15 protein-coding genes are annotated in these 16599 nt (G+C 49.5%); 6 read left to right on the top strand and 9 right to left on the bottom strand.

Going from position 1 to position 16599, the window contains the following annotated elements:
- Positions 1 to 119: 119 nt before the first annotated feature.
- A complete protein-coding gene (locus OZ401_RS06740) occupies positions 120 to 1349 on the top strand; it encodes an ROK family transcriptional regulator (RefSeq protein WP_341467460.1) in 1230 nt (409 codons plus the stop codon).
- Between the two features lie 67 nt (positions 1350 to 1416).
- On the opposite strand, the gene OZ401_RS06735 is transcribed toward OZ401_RS06740, so the two are convergent.
- The 3 genes from OZ401_RS06735 to OZ401_RS06725 all read right to left on the bottom strand — a co-directional run bounded on the left by OZ401_RS06735 (position 1417) and on the right by OZ401_RS06725 (position 5114).
- The gene (locus OZ401_RS06735; RefSeq protein WP_341467459.1) at positions 1417 to 2727 is read right to left on the bottom strand and encodes a branched-chain amino acid ABC transporter substrate-binding protein; all 1311 of its coding nucleotides are present in this window, start codon (positions 2725 to 2727) and stop codon (positions 1417 to 1419) included.
- A gap of 16 nt (positions 2728 to 2743) precedes the next feature.
- Positions 2744 to 4246 (bottom strand): hypothetical protein, encoded by a 1503-nt coding sequence (locus OZ401_RS06730; RefSeq protein WP_341467458.1) that lies wholly within the window; start codon positions 4244 to 4246, stop codon positions 2744 to 2746.
- Between the two features lie 130 nt (positions 4247 to 4376).
- Positions 4377 to 5114 carry a hypothetical protein gene (locus OZ401_RS06725; RefSeq protein WP_341467457.1) on the bottom strand — a complete coding sequence of 246 codons (738 nt, stop codon included), beginning with the start codon at positions 5112 to 5114 and terminating at the stop codon, positions 4377 to 4379.
- 298 nt (positions 5115 to 5412) lie between these two features.
- Between OZ401_RS06725 and OZ401_RS06720 the strand changes: the two genes are divergently transcribed.
- From OZ401_RS06720 to hpf, 4 genes are all read left to right on the top strand, one after another.
- The gene (locus tag OZ401_RS06720; protein WP_341467456.1) at positions 5413 to 5760 is read left to right on the top strand and encodes a hypothetical protein; all 348 of its coding nucleotides are present in this window, start codon (positions 5413 to 5415) and stop codon (positions 5758 to 5760) included.
- 152 nt (positions 5761 to 5912) lie between these two features.
- Positions 5913 to 8039 carry an alpha-galactosidase gene (locus OZ401_RS06715; RefSeq protein WP_341467455.1) on the top strand — a complete coding sequence of 709 codons (2127 nt, stop codon included), beginning with the start codon at positions 5913 to 5915 and terminating at the stop codon, positions 8037 to 8039.
- Between the two features lie 18 nt (positions 8040 to 8057).
- Complete coding sequence (locus OZ401_RS06710; protein WP_341467454.1) at positions 8058 to 8567, top strand: pyridoxamine 5'-phosphate oxidase family protein; 510 nt, start codon at positions 8058 to 8060, stop codon at positions 8565 to 8567.
- A 156-nt stretch (positions 8568 to 8723) separates the two neighbouring features.
- Entirely contained in the window at positions 8724 to 9278 is a 555-nt protein-coding gene (hpf, locus tag OZ401_RS06705; protein WP_341467453.1) for a ribosome hibernation-promoting factor, HPF/YfiA family, read from the top strand.
- Positions 9279 to 9327: 49 nt separating this feature from the next.
- Here the strand turns inward: hpf and OZ401_RS06700 are convergent, their stop codons facing one another.
- The 3 genes from OZ401_RS06700 to OZ401_RS06690 form a co-directional block, all read right to left on the bottom strand.
- A complete protein-coding gene (locus OZ401_RS06700; protein ID WP_341467452.1) occupies positions 9328 to 10554 on the bottom strand; it encodes a glycosyltransferase family 4 protein in 1227 nt (408 codons plus the stop codon).
- Positions 10554 to 10751: a Trm112 family protein gene (locus tag OZ401_RS06695; RefSeq protein WP_341467451.1), complete on the bottom strand. Its 198-nt coding sequence runs from the start codon at positions 10749 to 10751 to the stop codon at positions 10554 to 10556. Before OZ401_RS06695 ends, OZ401_RS06700 begins: the two co-directional genes overlap by 1 nt.
- 75 nt (positions 10752 to 10826) lie before the next feature.
- Positions 10827 to 11204: a hypothetical protein gene (locus OZ401_RS06690; RefSeq protein WP_341467450.1), complete on the bottom strand. Its 378-nt coding sequence runs from the start codon at positions 11202 to 11204 to the stop codon at positions 10827 to 10829.
- A 352-nt stretch (positions 11205 to 11556) separates the two neighbouring features.
- Between OZ401_RS06690 and OZ401_RS06685 the strand changes: the two genes are divergently transcribed.
- Positions 11557 to 13131: an AMP-dependent synthetase/ligase gene (locus OZ401_RS06685; RefSeq protein ID WP_341467449.1), complete on the top strand. Its 1575-nt coding sequence runs from the start codon at positions 11557 to 11559 to the stop codon at positions 13129 to 13131.
- Positions 13132 to 13213: 82 nt separating this feature from the next.
- Here OZ401_RS06685 and OZ401_RS06680 read toward each other — a convergent pair whose 3' ends face one another.
- The 3 genes from OZ401_RS06680 to surE all read right to left on the bottom strand — a co-directional run bounded on the left by OZ401_RS06680 (position 13214) and on the right by surE (position 16542).
- Entirely contained in the window at positions 13214 to 14590 is a 1377-nt protein-coding gene (locus OZ401_RS06680) for a tetratricopeptide repeat protein (RefSeq protein WP_341467448.1), read from the bottom strand.
- 386 nt (positions 14591 to 14976) lie between these two features.
- The gene (locus OZ401_RS06675) at positions 14977 to 15759 is read right to left on the bottom strand and encodes an enoyl-CoA hydratase/isomerase family protein (RefSeq protein WP_341467447.1); all 783 of its coding nucleotides are present in this window, start codon (positions 15757 to 15759) and stop codon (positions 14977 to 14979) included.
- A gap of 15 nt (positions 15760 to 15774) precedes the next feature.
- Positions 15775 to 16542 carry a 5'/3'-nucleotidase SurE gene (gene surE / locus OZ401_RS06670; RefSeq protein WP_341467446.1) on the bottom strand — a complete coding sequence of 256 codons (768 nt, stop codon included), beginning with the start codon at positions 16540 to 16542 and terminating at the stop codon, positions 15775 to 15777.
- Positions 16543 to 16599 lie beyond the last annotated feature (57 nt).

The raw sequence follows: 16599 nt of genomic DNA, 5'->3' as shown, positions 1-16599 counted from the left end.
CACCAAATAAGTAAAATTAATACGGCAAATTGCTCTCAAGATTGGTTAATTAATAACTGATTATAACCTGTACAACACGAAGTGTAAATAGTAAACGCATTAGATTAATCGGAGGCAGCATGCCGGGAGGTACAAATCTACCGCGCATTCGCGACTACAATCAAGGGGTAGTGTTAGAAGCGATTCGGATTGGTGATGGAATCAGCCGGGTTAAAATCGCGGAGGATACCGGACTAACTGCGCAGACCGTTTCTAATATCGTGCGCCGCCTTCTGGAAGAAGGGTTGGTAGTTGAAGCGGGCGTTGACCCTTCTGGACGCAAACCTCGTGTTAAGTTACGCATCAATCCTGAAACGCGCTATGCCGTGGGCGTATTGATGGATCGTGACGGGATTTCGCTGGCGTTGCTGGCGCTGGATGGCAGCGTGGTGGCGAGTTCTTCACAGCCGCTAACTGTTCCCGCGCATGAAACCGGTGCGATTATTGATATGGTAGCACGCTGCATCGGCGAAATGATCGAAAATTCTCAGATACCTGAGCATAAAATATTGGGAGTAGGAGTGGGCTGGCCCGGTCCAATGGATCACGAACGGGGTATTGTGTATGAACCGCTGGATTTATTCGGGCAAAATTGGAAAGAACTAAACCTGAAAAAAGCGCTAGAAGATCGCACAGGTTTGCGTGTACTGGTAGATAACGATGCTACCGCCGCCGCCATTGGCGAACATTGGGTGGGCGGTGCACAAAACGCCACAAATTACGCCTACATTTTTATGGGCGCGGGCATCGGCGCGGGTATTTTTCTACAGGATCAGATTTACCGGGGCGATACTACCAACGCCGGGGAGTTCGGGCATATTACTATAAACTTTGAGGGTCCGCCATGCTTTTGCGGCAATCGGGGTTGTCTAGAAACTTATTGCTCCCCCGTAGCAATGGTCACAAAAGTTAAAGCGCTGCTGGAGGAAAACAAGCCCAGTTTGTTGAGCAAAGGCAGGGGTAAAATTGATTTTGAGGCAGTGAGTAAAGCGGCGCTGGAAGGCGATGCACTGGCGCTCTCAGTAGTAAAAGAATCGGCGCGTATTCTGGCGGCTGGCATCGTCAGTCTGGTAAACTTGCTGGATATTCGGCTGGTGATTTTGGGCGGCAATAAGTTGCACCCTTTACGCCACATCTACCAAAGCGAAGTCGACAAAGCCTTGAACGAACGGTTAATCACCCGCAATGTAAAGCCGGTAACGGTTGAACTCTCGATGGCTGGCGAATTTGCCGGAGCAGTGGGCGCAGCGGCGCTGGTGTTGCACGAAATCTACACCCCTCGTTTGGCAGGATTGGGACAATCCTCCTGAGAAATTTTTACAAATTACTTTACTTTGAACCTATTTATTTCAGGCAAGGAACTTAAAAGCCCCTTGTCTATTTGCCCGGCTTGATCTGCCGTTGGTAAACGAAAAGCCCGTCCTTAATCTGATAGATGGCGAAATCGGTTAAGTCGGTATCGCCGTTTGCATCAAAACTCCAACGCCCCAACACCCCATCAAAGTTTTTAGTAGTGGCAATAGCGTCCAGAATCGCCTTCCGATCTTTTTTCCCTGCTTTCTTGATAGCATTCAACGCCACCGACATCACCTCGTAGCCGTGCAAGGTGTAGTTGGTGGGGGCACCGAAACGAGCGCGATAGCGTTTAAGAAAATCCTGACCTTTGGCGGGTAATAGGTTTTCCGGCACGCCGCTGATAGAGCTATAGGTTTCCACCTCACCGGCAACACCGGCGCTTTTCAGGAAAGCGGGGTTATTGAGACCATCGCCACCCATAAAGGGGACAGTCACTCCGGCAGCACGCACATCTGCCAGTAACCGACCGGGTTGGTTCTGGGCAGTTCCACCAAAGAAAACCATATCGGGGTTGGTATCGCGAATCTTGCGGGCGAGGTCGCGATAATCCGCAGCACGTTCCTGAACGGTAGAGCGTCCCACGATAGAGATACCATGTTTGGGAGCTTCTCGTTCTACCGAATCGGTTAGCCCCTTGCCGTAAACAAAGAGGTCTGGTTCGCTGACCAGATACAATCGTTTTACCTTTAGCACTTCGCTGGCGAACAGCACAATTGCAGGTCCCTGCCAATCGTCCCGCGCTACCACTCGAAAATAGTTGCGGGTTTTGGTGGGATAAAAGCTATCAGGCTCGCCTGCTTTGGTGATACCGTCAACTGCCAACGTCAAACCGGGGTAGGTATTGGAAGGGCTAATAATCGGCAACCCGGCGCGGTTAAGAATCGGAATTGACACCTGCGCCGCGCCACTATTGTAAGGTCCAAGATATACCATCGCATCTGGGTCATTGGCGGCTTGTGTAGCATTGGCTTTCTCGGTGGTTTCGTCCCATTGCCCGCGTTGCGCGGTAGCATCATCGAGGCTTACAAAGTCAATCTTAAACCCGTTAATAGTTTTATCAGGTCCCCCAACATCTTCCAACGCCATTTGCATAGCATTAGTCAGAGTCAGGCTCTGGTCTTTACTGCTGCCCGTAAGAGGTAAGCTGGAATAAATGCGAATAGTCCCGCTGTTTTGCTGGACAGGCGCGTAATTTACCGCAACGTCAGGCGCAACCACAGCCTCAACTCGCTTCGAGGGGGTTATATCGTTACCAACCGCCGCACCGCAACCCGGCAATACCAGTAATAGCAAAAACAGCAGAGAAAGTTTTTTCAGATTTTTCATTGCCATAAATTCCTCCGCTCCCTTAAAATTCCCTGCGCCAAACCAGCAAACCACCCGCCACTAATGCCAACGCCGCCGGATAGATAATCCAGGCAAGTTGAGTGGCGAAACTCAAACCGTCCGTGCCTTGCTGACTACGATTGCGGTAATCTTGAATATTGAGGTTGCGTTCCTTGTTCAGACTATCAGCCATGAGGGTATAGGCTTTCGCCCCATCGCCAGAACGAAGCGTGAGCGCCTCATCAATTTTGCCAGAGGTGACTAAGGGGCTAAAGCGACTCTGCATGGTCAGCCAATCGCGGTACGCCTTGATAAACTGGTTCAGGTTGTTGGAGCTATATGAAGCAGGCAATTCGCGGCACAACTGAGCAATATTTCCCTCGAAATTATAATTGGCACGTGAAGTGGCAGAAGCGGGGCAATCTACCAATTGCGTAGGGTCAACCGATAACGTACCGTCTTTTGCGCGCAAGGATAGCAGCAACTCTAGCCGTGTTTTCAAATCTTGATTGTAAATCTCGTCTCGTGCACCCGTACCAAGCCCGGTTTGTCCCGCTAATTGCTTGCCGCTGATGACCCATTGCACCTGATCTGATGAAGCGTCGGTAATATAAGTCAAGGAATCGCTGAGCAGGGCAGTGCGGTTATAGGTAGCTACCACTTGCGTCAGGTCGCGGCGACTATTGGACAGCACCGACCATAGGAAAATCGAATAGATCAACACGATTAGCAGCGCCAGATTGAGCAGCGGCACAAATACACGCTTCACCCGGAAGGTAACCCACAGGTTAGTTACTACCAGCCCGACTCCAAAAATGATGGTAGCCGCCACCGCCAAATATTGCTGCAACTCGGCAGAATAGACCGCGCTGCTTTCGGCTTCTTCAAGGCGCGATTGGTGAACACTACGCAGGAAGTAGAGACTGGCAAAAAGCGGCTCGTAGTTATCATTTTGCCCGTTCAGAAAAGCTTGAATGGCAGTGGTAAGGTCGCCTTTATCGGTTAGGGCGCGCGCCTGCGCCAATGCATCCTGTAAGCGCCCATAGCGAGTGCTGATATAGAGCAATGCTTTAGAAGCATCGGGCTTAATCGAACCGCTGTAATTGCTCAGAGCGCTGTAGCCGCGCTGTAAGGCAAGATCAAAAGCGGCGCGTTGCTCTTCGATTTTGGCAAGAATGGACTGTTTGTTAGTAGCCGGAGCCGACGCACCGGGAGCGGAACTAGTAGCTTTGCCTTGATCCGCCAGAATATATTCGCCCGTATTCTCAACTTCACCCGCAAGCAACTGAGTTGCATCGTTGGTGGCATTGATACTAGGCACTGCAATTGAGGCTATTTCGTTGAAAGTAGAGATACGGGCGGTGGTCGCGCTGATTACTGCCAGAAAAGCGATAACTGCCAGCGCCGCACAAGCTCCCAGAAACCATAAAATCTGGCGACGCAGTGTTCGATTTCGCTTTTTTACAGTCCGGGCTGGTTTTACGGGTGCAGGCGCTCCGGATGCCTGAGGTGCAATGACAGCCAAGCTCTGTCCTCCTGAATTCGAGGGGTAATAAACACGAAAGCGGGAAAAGTTTTCAGGGCTTCCGCACTTAATCTTAAGCGAAAGCCCGATTCTCAAACTTACTCCAGATTAGCCCCTATTATAAAGCATTTCAGGAGGGAACGATGGCGACTCGGCTATAGTTAGAGGGGTCAAACTTGACTTGAATAATTGCACCGCTGCTATATTTCGCCTGTGAAGCGTAAGAAACGAGCGCAAAGGACTCGGATTGGAAAGGAGGCTGTCCAAACGGTTGCACTTCCAACGAAAAAATCTTGGGAGAGGTGCCGTCCGGCAAAGGCGCACCGTAATCGCGCACGCCCAAAATACGAGCGGTAGCGGGCTGCCCGCTCTGAAACAGCATAGCGCTGAGGGTATTCTGCTGCATCACAATCTGCTGAAGTTCAGGTGGAATCTGACTAAGAGCAGCCATCTGTGCGTTCATCTGCATACCAGCCATTTGCATACCGCCCATACCACCCGGCATACCACCGCTTAAAATCGCGCTCAAAGCGACCTTGCTGGTATCGTTCGGGTCATATTTTACTTCGACCATTTGCCCCGGTTGCACCTGCGCTAACTGAATCATCGGCACAATCTTGCGTGCTTCCGCCTGAAAAGGGGGACGATCTGGCGGCATAACCTGAATAGTCATTCCGATTTCGGGTTGCTCATTCACATATAGCCCGGTTTGCCAAACTTTAACAATCGTACCGTTAGCAGACATGCCAGTATTTAAAAGCTGCCGACTACGCATGCTACGGCGTAAAATAGGGATAAATACAATCAAGATAATAGCAATCGGTAGCGCAACGGAAAGCGCGATAATTATGCCGATATTATTGCCCATAAATCAATACTCCTAAGTTGAGAATAGGTGACACAACGTTACGAGAATACAAGCACACTTGCTAAATCATAACGCTAAACAACCCAAGCGTATGTTAAACAGGTCACACCGACAAAAGACAACTCTACACTCTTTATGATTTGGCTCTTAAAAAAATTTATATATCAATTTTCAAATAAAGCAGATTAATCATCTTGACAGCCGGAACAGGTAGCCCTATAATGAAGTTATGACGCAGTGCGTCATAGAGGCGCTTCTGCTCCAACCAACAAATTTTTATCTAGAAGGAGACAATGCTATGGCGGATGACATTAAAGTAAAAGTAAAAGATGCCGAAATTGATGCTTTGGAAGACCTCGATGTAGATGGTGGTCGTTCCCTCAGTCTCTTTGGTATCACCCTTCCAAGCCTTCCTACCGTGAACTTGGCTAACCTCAATGTCGGCAAAACCGTGATCAATCTAGTAAGATTGGAATACAACCTGATTACTGCGCCGCTCGCCCTTTTCCCTAAGAAAACCCGCGTGCTTGCCAAGCAGACCACGGTTGATTTCTTCAACACTATCCGGTCTTTCACCGACAGAGTAACTGACGACCTCGAAGAGATTGTCGTTAGCAGCCTTGAGAAAGATAAAGCAGCCGAGTAGTTCTTACGCTGATTATCATTCGCTTTTGCTAGTCTGAAGAAAAACGCTAAGAGAGTGGCTTTCGAGCCGCTCTTTTTCATTTTCGATCTTTCCTCTCTAAAAATACATGCGCTATAATACAGCACCAGAAATATTTTGGAGAGGAATGAGCCATGCCTATACAATATTTTGAAGAAACCCGCTTGTTTTGCCTGACCACCGCCACTACCGCGTACCTGTTTCAAATTAGCCCAAACGAGCAGCCGCTACACCTCTATTGGGGTGCAAAATTGCCACGTATTGAGGATTACCCGCTTGCCCCACCTGACCGCCAGCATTCCAGCTTTAACGCTACCCTACACCAGAATATGAGCGAGTATTTATGCCGTAACAGTATTGCCGAATATGAACCGGCATTGCGCGTTACCTTCGCAGATGGCACTCGCGATATACGCCTGAAATACCTTTCGCATCGGATTGAGGGGGAAAGCCTTAGCGTCAAGTTGGCGGATATTTACTATACGCTAGAACTGACGTTGGAATACCGGGTTATACCGGAATGCGACATGCTGGCGCGGCGTGTCACGGTCTATAACGCCGGACAAGCGCCTTTCACATTGGAACAAGTGTTGAGCGCGAGCCTGCCGCTTGCGCTCGACCGGGGCGAGTATCGCCTCACTCATCTGGCGGGAGCATGGGCTTGCGAAACGCTGCTGGAAAGATGCGCCATCACGCCGGGGCGCAAAGTGCTGGAAGGTCGCCTGAACTATTCGGGACATGCTGCCAACCCCTTTTTCGCGCTAGATTTGGTAGATAGCGCCGGGCAAGGCGCGGGGGAGAACATAGGCGAAGTGTATTTCGGGGCGTTGCAATGGAGCGGAAACTGGAAAATCGTGATAGAGCAAGAACGCGCTGCCGGAAAAAGAACGCGAGTAGCGGGTGGTATAAACGATTTCGAGTTTTCTTGGCAGTTGGGCGCAAGCGAAAGTTTCGAGACTCCGTGGCTGGTGTTAGGCTATAGCGATGCCGGTTTTGGGAAAATGAGCCGCAACCTGCACCGTTACGTTAGCGAACAGCTATTACCGCCGCAATTCGCCCATGAGTTACGCCCGGTACTGTACAACAGTTGGGAGGCGGTGTTCTTCGAGGTAAACGAGGCAGCCCAAATTTCGCTGGCGGAGAAAGCGGCAAAACTAGGCGCAGAAGTGTTTGTGGTGGATGACGGTTGGTTTGGGGAACGACATAGCGATCACGCCGCACTTGGCGACTGGCAGCCCAATCCGGTTAAATTCCCCAACGGCTTGAAGCCCCTGATCGCAAAGGTAAACGAGCTTGGGATGGATTTCGGATTGTGGGTTGAGCCAGAGATGGTAAACCCGGACAGCGATTTGTACCGAGCGCACCCGGAATGGGCATATCACTATCCCAACCGTGAACCAATCACCGGGCGCAATCAGCTAATGCTAAACCTGTGCCGCGAAGATGTGCAGCTATGGATGTTGGGTTGGCTAGATGCGCTACTTTCCGAACATAATATACGTTATGTCAAGTGGGACTACAATCGCGCGATCAGTGAAATGGGCTGGGTTGAAGGAGCGCAAAGCGAAATTCCGGTGCGCCATGTACATGCGCTCTACCGTATCGTGGCACAATTGCGGGCGAAACATCCTCAAGTGCTGTTTGAAGCCTGTTCGGGCGGTGGGGGTCGCGCCGATATGGGGATGTTGGCGCACTTCGACCACGTTTGGACGAGCGATAACACCGACCCGCTCGACCGCTTGCTCATCCAACAGGGTTATTCGCTGGTGTATCCCCCCAAAACCATGTATTGCTGGGTTACTTCCACCGACTGGAATCGGGGGAATTACCCCATACGCTACCGCTTTCACTCCTCTTTTATGGGCGCGCTGGGAATCGGCACCGATCTCAACAGCATGAGTGAACAGGATTTAGCAGAAGCCGCTGCACTGGTAGCACAATATAAACAGTTACGCCCAATAATCCAGCAAGGCAATTTCTACCGCCTTACCCCGCTAGGCGAAGAGGAGGTGCTGGCTTATCAGTACCAACGCGAAGGCGAAGGAGTGATACTGGCATTCGGGCAACGCTATCACTTCTGGAAGTTCCTGAACCGCTTGCGTCTTTACGGACTGGAAACGGAGGCGCTTTACCAATTAGAGGGGGATTTGATGGAAGGCGAACCACACTTGCTGAGCGGCAAAGCGTTGATGCGGCGTGGTCTTGTCCCCAAATTAGAACGCGCCTTGAACAGCGCGTTGATTACCTTACACAAAATATAAGTAGTATGAGGTGTATAGATGGCTGATGAGCAAGAAGTAATAATCCGTCCGATAGCAGGACGACCCAGTTTCGCGCCTGATTACGGGTTGGATCAAGCGAATGAGGTCAAGCTGTTGGAATGGGAGTGGGTCATTGAAAAAATGACCCTTTCGCATAACTACTGGATTGGCAGCACCCGCCCGGATGGAAAACCGCACGCCATGCCGGTATGGGGCTTGTGGTTGGAGGACGCGTTTTATTTTGCCACCGGGCGCTCTTCTCGGAAAGGGCGCAACCTGCTGCAAAACCCGGAAGTGGTGGTACATTTGGAGAGCGGAGACGAGGTGGTAATTTTTGAGGGCAGAGTGGAAGAATTCACCGACCCGGCACTGTTCGAGCGTTTCGCCGAAGCTTACGGGCAAAAATACAACGGCTTCAAACCCACTTACGACCCGGCTAACCTATATTTAAAGCTTATCCCGCGAGTGGCGTTCGGCTGGTTAGAAAAGGATTTCGTAAACAGCGCTACTCGCTGGCAACTCGCCTAACAAGCTGAAATTTTAACAAGATTTTAGTAAAACATTGTATATGACATTACCTTTCTTCTTGCTGACAATGGTATAATTAGGGTAAGGGGAACTCCGTTTTGACAAAATTATAAACAACGGAGTATTTTCCAGCAGCTATCTAGACGGAGGAAGACTATGGAACTAACTATCCGGGGTAAAAATGTAAAGGTCAGTGATGAGCGCAGAGAGCTTATCGAAACTAAGCTGGGCAAACTTAATCATTACCTTGAAGCAGTACACGATGCCACGGTCGAACTAACCGCACAACACTCTCACAAATTGGCTGAACGGCTGGGCGTAGAATTGACCTTACGGGTAAACGGCACAATTCTACGAGCGGAAGAACAAGATAGCGACTTGGCTACCGCCCTTGACAAGGTGCATGACAAGATGCAACGACAGATGGTGCGCTACAAAGAGCGACAAGTCGCCCGGCGTGGTAGAACCAAATTGAGTGATGTTGCCACACCGCTGGAGCCTGCCGAAGAACCAAGCGCGTCAGTAGAATTTATCTCTCCGGTCAAGGTTAAAACCTTCCCGATCATTCCAATGGTAGCCGAGGAGGCGATAGAAGAACTCGAGTATGTTGGTCACGATTTCTACATGTATATGGATTCAGAATCCAAGCAGATAAATGTGGTTTACCGCCGGAAGGAGGGCGGTTACGGCTTGCTTAAGCCGGAAGTATAGTTCTTATAGATAGTCTTTGCCCCCTGCCGCAAATTTCGGTAGGGGGTTTTTATTTCTCCGGCGAAAGCGATGATAAAGCAGAGAGGAAATCCTGTGCGCCCTGTTGCCATGTGAAATGCTGCACCACTCGTACCGCCCCTTTCCGCCCGATTTCATGCGCCTCGGTAGGATGGGTTAACAGCCATTCCAGCTTTGCTGCGAACGCTGCCGGGTTTGCCTGTACTAGAAATCCGGTTTGCCCTTCCACAATAATATCGCGAGGACCACCTTCGTCCGCTGCCACTATCGGTAAACCCGCCGCGCTAGCTTCCAGCACCGACAACCCAAAACTCTCGGCGCGCCCGGAGTGTAAATAAACAGAGGCAACGGCATAACAGGCGGCAAGTTCTTCATCCGACACAAATCCGGCAAATACCACGCTATCACCGATACCAAGCTGTGCTGCCAAATCTCTGAGATTTTGCGCTTCCGGTCCCGAACCAACAACCAATAAACCTACATCAGGATATTTTGGCAGCAACAGTGACAACGCCTCCAATTGCAAGTTGACTCGTTTGCGTGGGTGAAGGTGGTTGACGGTTAGGATAATGCGCTTGCCTGCCAGCCCGAAACGGGCGCGAATCTGGTTAGCGGCTGTTATAGGGTCTGGTGGTTGGGGTAGCTCTGCCCCGTGTGTGATAACTATTGAAGGTAAGCCGTAAGTTTCGCGAATCAAGCTCTGCCCGTAGCGCCCATTCACTAACACCGCCGAAGCTTGCCGAGTCAGATAGCGATCTACCGGGCGATACAGCCGAAAGAGCGGTTTCACCAGCCCATTAACTCGCCCTGCCCACGCCCGACTGACTTCGCTAATATCGGTATAGGCAGCGCGGGGTGGTTCGTAACAAAAATAGAAAAGGGGTGTTTTTAGGCGGCGCAAATGCTTACCCCACCACAATCCCGGTAAACTTGGCGGTCCGAAAAAGCACAACGCACTTATCTTTTCGCCGCTTTCTCGTTCAAGCTGCGATAGTTGTTTCAACAAAAAAGGCGTGGAAAAATATTCCAACAGCGAATTAAGATAATGGTTAGGAGTGCGGTTGAGGTTAAAGCCGCCTTCGCACAGACCCACCCCCGCGGGTATGGCAGCACGACATGCCGGGCTGACGGTATGGGTCAGAAGAGTCACACGATGGCGGTCTCCGGGCGTAGCAGCAATTGCCCCTGCCAATTCAAGGATTAGCCGCTGCGCGCCGGTTAAGTTTTTCAGTTGCGGGTACAAAAAGACGAAATGCACTAGTCCTCGATCAACATAACGGGGATACCGTTCTCAATGCGATATTCACGTGGGCATTTCGGGTCATCGCACTTATCGGTGCAAACGAGTTTGGTTTTATCTTCGCTCAATACCACTTTTTTCTTGCTACGAGGGCACACCAGAATTGCCAACAAATCTTCGCTAATGGGGCTTTCTTTTGTGCTATCCTGCGACATAGTTTATCCTCCGGTATATAAAGCATAATTTAGTCTGTTATCGGGAGAATTTTACCATATTTTCAGGCGGGCGTTTTATAGCGTGGAGTATATGTTATTGGAATGGACAAATTTGACAAATAGAACTTTAGAATGGTTAGCAGGATCGTATTTTACCTCTATCATTACGCCCGGAACAAGTTTGGCGGCTTGCGGCGCTGAAAATTCTTCGTGCAGTTCCGCTTTGAACGGCTGCTGTTTTTGCGGAAATACTTCCACCTCAAGCAGCAATGCGGTTGTCCCGTAGTGATGCCCGGTTACGATAATGTTGGTCACAAGTGCAGACGCACTCTGAAATATTTTATGCGCTTGATCGGTTGTCACCGACTCACTATCTACCGGCAACAGGATACGCCCTACGATAAATACTGCTGCCACTGCTAGAACCACAATTATCAAAAGAGTGAGATCCATAATATTAGCCTTATTAGGGGATATATATAACTAACCCAACTTTTCATGACACATTGTAACCTATGCTTTATTTTAGAGGATTAAGCTCAGATAAGAACTTTTGAAGATTAGCAGCTACTTTATTTCGTGGGAGAGCTACCAGAAGTACAGTAATTGGCAGTAAAAATACTGGTTTTGGAAGCTATTTTAGGGATACAATAAAATTGAAAGTAAATAAAGAACACCTGTAATTTGAAAAAAATTCCTGCCAATGTACCTGCCAAATAGTAAACCTACAGGATTAGCGCCATTTGCGAAACAAAGGGGAAACGCCCTTCAACTCGCGCAAGTATGTAACAGGGAGGTTAGTAGTATGCAAACGTTGAGTTCGTTTCTAATGAACAGGGTTGAGCGTTATAGCGCCCGCCCCGCCCTGTTGACCGGGCAGGGCGCAAAGGTAGAGCAGTGGAGCTATCAGGAGTTGTTGGATAAAGTCAGAATCATCGCAAACTGGCTAACAGAACAGGGTGTTAAAAACCGGGATCGAGTTATAATCTGGGCGCCGAATAGCCCTTGGTGGGTAGCAACTTACTTCGCCTGCCATCAGGTCGGCGCAATTCTAGTTCCTATTGATATTCGCAGCAGCAAGGATTTTGTAAACAAGGTGTTGGCACATTCCGAAGCCACCCTAGCGATACTCTCAACGCAGACTCAGGAAAGTTGGAATGCAAATATACCGTCAACCCTGCTTGAAGCTCTGGAAAAGCTACCGGATACAGGTAAACCCTTGCCGCAATGCCCCACCCAAGCCGATGACATCGCTTTGCTAATGTTTACTTCCGGCACAACCGGAGACCCTAAAGGGGTTATCCTGACCCACCGCAATGTGCTTTCAAACGTGGAAGCCACCAACGGGATTGTGCCATTTCTGCCGAACTATCGCCTTATGTCGCTACTGCCGTTAAGTCATATGCTGGAGCAAACGCTTGGTCTTTTACAGCCACTATATCAAGGCGCAAGCGTTTATTATCCTGCCAGTTTGCAGCCAAATACGCTGTTTAGCGCAATGCAGCAACAGCATATAACTATCATAATTCTAGTGCCACAAGTTTTGCAGCTTTTTATGGACGGGATGGAGCGCGAAGTTAAAAAGCAGGGCAGGCAGAAAATTTGGCAGCGTATGCTGGCTATAGCAAAGTTTTTGCCGCTCAAGGCACGCCGACTTGTTTTCAAAACCGTACACAAACGGCTGGGCGGACATTTGCGCTATTTCGTAGCCGGGGGCGCATACCTCGACCCCGGACTGGCACGCAAGTGGAATTTGTTGGGTATTCAGGTGTTGCAAGGCTACGGCTTGACCGAAGCCGCACCGATTGTCACCGGCACTCCTCTATACCAGAAAGACCCAACTTCGGTTGGGAAAGTGTTGCCGGGAATAGAGATAAAATTCAACGAGGATAGTGAAATCCTGCTAAGAGGCGCAAACATTACAGGCGGCTATTGGCACAATGAGAAAGCCACTGGTGACGCTTTCGAAGAGGGTTGGTTTAGAACCGGCGATTTGGGATATCTCGATAAAGATGGCTATTTATATCTGCGCGGTCGCAAGAAGGATATGATTGTACTCTCCAACGGTAAAAACGTCTATCCTGAAGATGTAGAGCATGCGCTAAAGCAAGTTCCCGGCATCAAAGAAGCGGTGGTGGTAGCATACCCTGAGAAGCCCGAACCGCAAGTACACGCGGTGCTGATTTGTGAACCTGAAACAGGTAATCCGGCAGCGTTGGTAAAAGAAGCTAACAAGATGCTTGCCCCTTACCAATATATCAAGGGCTTTACCGTATGGCACGAACCGGAATTTCCACAGACTCACACGTTGAAAATCAAGAAGCGCGAAGTTATCAAGGAATTGGAAGCCCTGAAAAATGCGCCTATGAATATAACATAAATTAAATACTCAGATGGGGCGAGGTTATTAGAAGAACTAGCGTTTCAGGCAAGGGGCTTACGCCCCTTGTTTTCAATTCATTCTAACGTTCGACTGCTAGACCGGCGCGATTCAACTGGCGATAGGCGCGTTCGTACATCTCGGCAGCACGAGCAGTATCACCTTTCTGGCGTAGCGTTCCGGCGTAACGAAAATAGATTTTACTAAGCAAATCACGCGCATTAGCCTGTTCTAGCAATTCCACCGCTTGCTCGAAGAAACGAATCGCGCTATCTAAATCTTGCTGGGAAGAAAGTAACCCGGCGCGGCTGGCAAATGCCTGACCTTTAGCGGTAATATCCACACTGTCGATAGTAGCAAGCATGGCATCGCTATGCGCCCGCGCTTTCTCCAGTTCACCCTTCTCCAGAAACAGATCGCTCAGATTCATATGGGCATGAGTGACTGCTTCTTCATTGCGCTGGAATGAAGCAATCCGCAATGCTTCCTCAAACTGAGTTTCGGCTTCATCAAATTGCTCGGTTTCTCGCATCAACACCCCGAACCCGGCGCGAAGTTGGGCAAGAACGCGCTGATTGCTGGCACATTCGTATAATGCCAACGCCTTGTTAGCAAAGTTACGGGCAGCGTTCAGGTTGCCATTTTCGCGATGAAGTGCGCCGAGACCCGCATAAAGATTAGCTAGTTTGTCGGGACTGGCGGCGTTTTCTGCCAAACGCAACGCCTCACGGTACATCGAAATTGCTTCTTTCAGGTCGCCAAGCTGGTAGTGCAGGATTCCGAGATTACTATAGATGCTCAACTGGAACTGAATGTCCTTGATTTGCCCACTTTCAACTGATTGAATTGCTGCCCGCAATTGCTCGATTGCCAACACGGGCTTGGATTGGAGCATGTAAACGATTCCGGTAAGCTGGCGTACCTTCGCCTGCATCTCGAAGTCAACGGTTTTTTCAGCCAGTTCACGAGCAGCATCAAGTTCGGGCAAAGCCAGCGATGAATTATCCAGATCGACCAGTATAGTAGCAAGCGTGAAATGATAATTCTTAAGTTGCTCAACGTTTAGCTGGCGGATACGCACTTTAGTAGCAAGCAAGTTCCGGGCTTGTTCGTAGCGGCGCTGCTCTCTTAAAATTTTAGCTTCGGTAATCAGCAAATCCCAGCGGGCGGGTGATTCTTGCTCGTCATCCATCGGAGTGATAGTTGATGCCAGTTGACCGGGCTGTATTCCGGTAAGGAGGTAAGAAACGGTCACTCCCAATTGTTTAGCAATATACTCAAGCGCTTTAAGGGAGGGGGTAATTTTCCCACGCTCAATTGAACTTATGTAACTTTTGGAAAACCGCTCACCGACCAGTTCTTTCTGGCTCATCCCTTTATCGGTACGTGACTCGCGAATGCGTAAACCGATTATCGGCGCCAGCCCTTCAAGAATACTCAGGCTTCTTTCCGCAACCATAAACCCACTCCCTTTATTATACACTGCTATTGAAATTATTAGCCGTTTCTAAAACGACTATGCTGATTAATATAATAACCCAAATTTTACAAAATTACCATAGTATTTCAGAAATATAGAGCTTTCTTTTATACTATTTTATAAATCTTTATAAATATAATTGTGACAATAGTATTTATATATTTGAACCTAATAGTCAATCCATGCTGAATCTATCACAATTAATTAGCGCAACAGATATAATTATATGTGGTTCATTTCTGTCAAATTATAATGTACAAGCTCAATTTGGTTAGCGTTAATAATTTCACATTAAGTTGTAGAACTATTGTTTTATAAGATGCGGGGGGTTTAAACAGAGCGGCGAGGATGCCGCTCTTTGCCAGTTATTGCCCTTTCCAGATGGGTTTGCGCTTCTCAAGGAAAGCGGTTAATCCTTCTCTGGAGTCTTCGGTGAGGATGCACAATGAGAGCATCGAACTCAAATAATCTAGCGCTTGCTCAAAAGGTAAGTCGGTGGCGTTGTAGAGCGCGTCCTTGCCCAACTTCATGATAGCAGGGCTTTTTGCTGCCAGTTCGGCTGCTAAAGTGTCCACTTCCTGTTTTAACTGCACCTGCGCCACCACGCGCGTTGCCACCCCGATGCGTTCCGCTTCGTGTGCGTCAATCTGTCGTCCGGTCAGCATCAGGTCGATGGCTTTCTTGCGCCCTAGATTGCGAATGAGAATCGCCGAAATCATCATGGGGAACATGCCCACGTTGATTTCGGGCGTACCAAAACGCGCTTGCTCTCCCGCAATTACAAAATCACAGTTGAGCGCCAAACCCATGCCACCCGCCAACGCTGCGCCCTGTACCTGTGCGATGATAGGCTTGCCGAGTTTGCCTAGTAACTCCCACAGGTACACGAAAGGTTCGCGCCCTTTCCAACGAGCGTATTCACTCATGCTTTGCTGAGTTTCTGCCAAATCTGCGCCCGCACAAAATGCCTTGTCGCCCACGCCGCTCAACACTACCACCCGTACCGCCGGATTATCGCGACATTCTTCAAATGCTGCCACCAGTTCGGAGATAGTGGCAGAATTAAGGGCGTTGCGCCGCTCTGGACGGTTGATGATTACATCGGCGCGCGCCCCTTCGATTTGCAGCAGCACATTCTGGTACTCCATTGCTCCGCTCCTCTCTTAAAATTCCCAGCCTTGCATTTCTTCCAACAATTTATAGTTGGTCAAATCCAGCATCAAAGGGGTAATTGAGATTTTGCCCTGCGTTATCGCTTCAATATCAGTACCTTCGCCGGGAATGCCACCTGGACGCTCTCCCCCAATCCAGTAGTAAGCGCTGCCACGTGGATCTGTGCGCTTGTGCAGTTCATCGGTATAGATGCGCCGCCCTTGCCGGGTTAGCGTCACGCCTTTTATTTGTTCGGGCAGCAAATTCGGTACGTTAATATTCCAGAAGTTATCCGGTTGTAGCTTTAGCGCGCCGCTCTGAAAACGCCTTACCAGATCGGCAATGAAATTTGAAGCGGTTTCAAAATGCCAGTTGGAATAGGCATCCAGCGAAACGGCAATCGCGGCAAATCCGGCAATATGCGCTTCCATCGCTGCCGCCACCGTGCCACTGTAGGTAACATCATCGCCCAAGTTTGGTCCGGTATTGATGCCACTGACCAACAAATCGGGCGGAGTTTCGAGAAAGCCGAGGCTGGCAATGCTCACACAGTCGGCAGGCGTGCCATCGGTAGAGAAAGCCACACCCTCGCCGCCCCACCATTTCACCTCACGTACTCGCAGGGGGCGATCCATCGTTTTATTATGCCCGCTCACGCTCCAATTGCGGTCGGGCGCAATCACCGAAACCTGTACACCGGGGATTTTCACCAGCGCATCATAGTTAGCGCGCAAGCCCGGACTATCAATACCATCATCATTGGTTAGTAATATGTGCATTAATGATTCTTTCTACAGTTTATGTTTATTCATCAGGGGTAGAGATGATAGCACGCA

Source organism: Candidatus Chlorohelix allophototropha (assembly GCF_030389965.1).
GTDB lineage: Bacteria > Chloroflexota > Chloroflexia > Chloroheliales > Chloroheliaceae > Chlorohelix > Chlorohelix allophototropha.
Note: the sequence above shows the minus strand (reverse complement) of the source record. Positions and strands in the feature narration are given on the sequence as shown.

What these genes read in the sequence shown, in the direction of transcription:
- OZ401_RS06740 (WP_341467460.1), top strand. Translation starts at nt 120, where the DNA reads ATGCCGGGAGGTACAAATCTACCGCGCATTCGCGACTACAATCAAGGG.
- OZ401_RS06735 (WP_341467459.1), bottom strand. Translation starts at nt 2,727, where the DNA reads ATGGCAATGAAAAATCTGAAAAAACTTTCTCTGCTGTTTTTGCTATTA.
- OZ401_RS06725 (WP_341467457.1), bottom strand. Translation starts at nt 5,114, where the DNA reads ATGGGCAATAATATCGGCATAATTATCGCGCTTTCCGTTGCGCTACCG.
- OZ401_RS06720 (WP_341467456.1), top strand. Translation starts at nt 5,413, where the DNA reads ATGGCGGATGACATTAAAGTAAAAGTAAAAGATGCCGAAATTGATGCT.
- OZ401_RS06715 (WP_341467455.1), top strand. Translation starts at nt 5,913, where the DNA reads ATGCCTATACAATATTTTGAAGAAACCCGCTTGTTTTGCCTGACCACC.
- OZ401_RS06710 (WP_341467454.1), top strand. Translation starts at nt 8,058, where the DNA reads ATGGCTGATGAGCAAGAAGTAATAATCCGTCCGATAGCAGGACGACCC.
- hpf (WP_341467453.1), top strand. Translation starts at nt 8,724, where the DNA reads ATGGAACTAACTATCCGGGGTAAAAATGTAAAGGTCAGTGATGAGCGC.
- OZ401_RS06695 (WP_341467451.1), bottom strand. Translation starts at nt 10,751, where the DNA reads ATGTCGCAGGATAGCACAAAAGAAAGCCCCATTAGCGAAGATTTGTTG.
- OZ401_RS06690 (WP_341467450.1), bottom strand. Translation starts at nt 11,204, where the DNA reads ATGGATCTCACTCTTTTGATAATTGTGGTTCTAGCAGTGGCAGCAGTA.
- OZ401_RS06685 (WP_341467449.1), top strand. Translation starts at nt 11,557, where the DNA reads ATGCAAACGTTGAGTTCGTTTCTAATGAACAGGGTTGAGCGTTATAGC.
- OZ401_RS06680 (WP_341467448.1), bottom strand. Translation starts at nt 14,590, where the DNA reads ATGGTTGCGGAAAGAAGCCTGAGTATTCTTGAAGGGCTGGCGCCGATA.
- OZ401_RS06675 (WP_341467447.1), bottom strand. Translation starts at nt 15,759, where the DNA reads ATGGAGTACCAGAATGTGCTGCTGCAAATCGAAGGGGCGCGCGCCGAT.
- surE (WP_341467446.1), bottom strand. Translation starts at nt 16,542, where the DNA reads ATGCACATATTACTAACCAATGATGATGGTATTGATAGTCCGGGCTTG.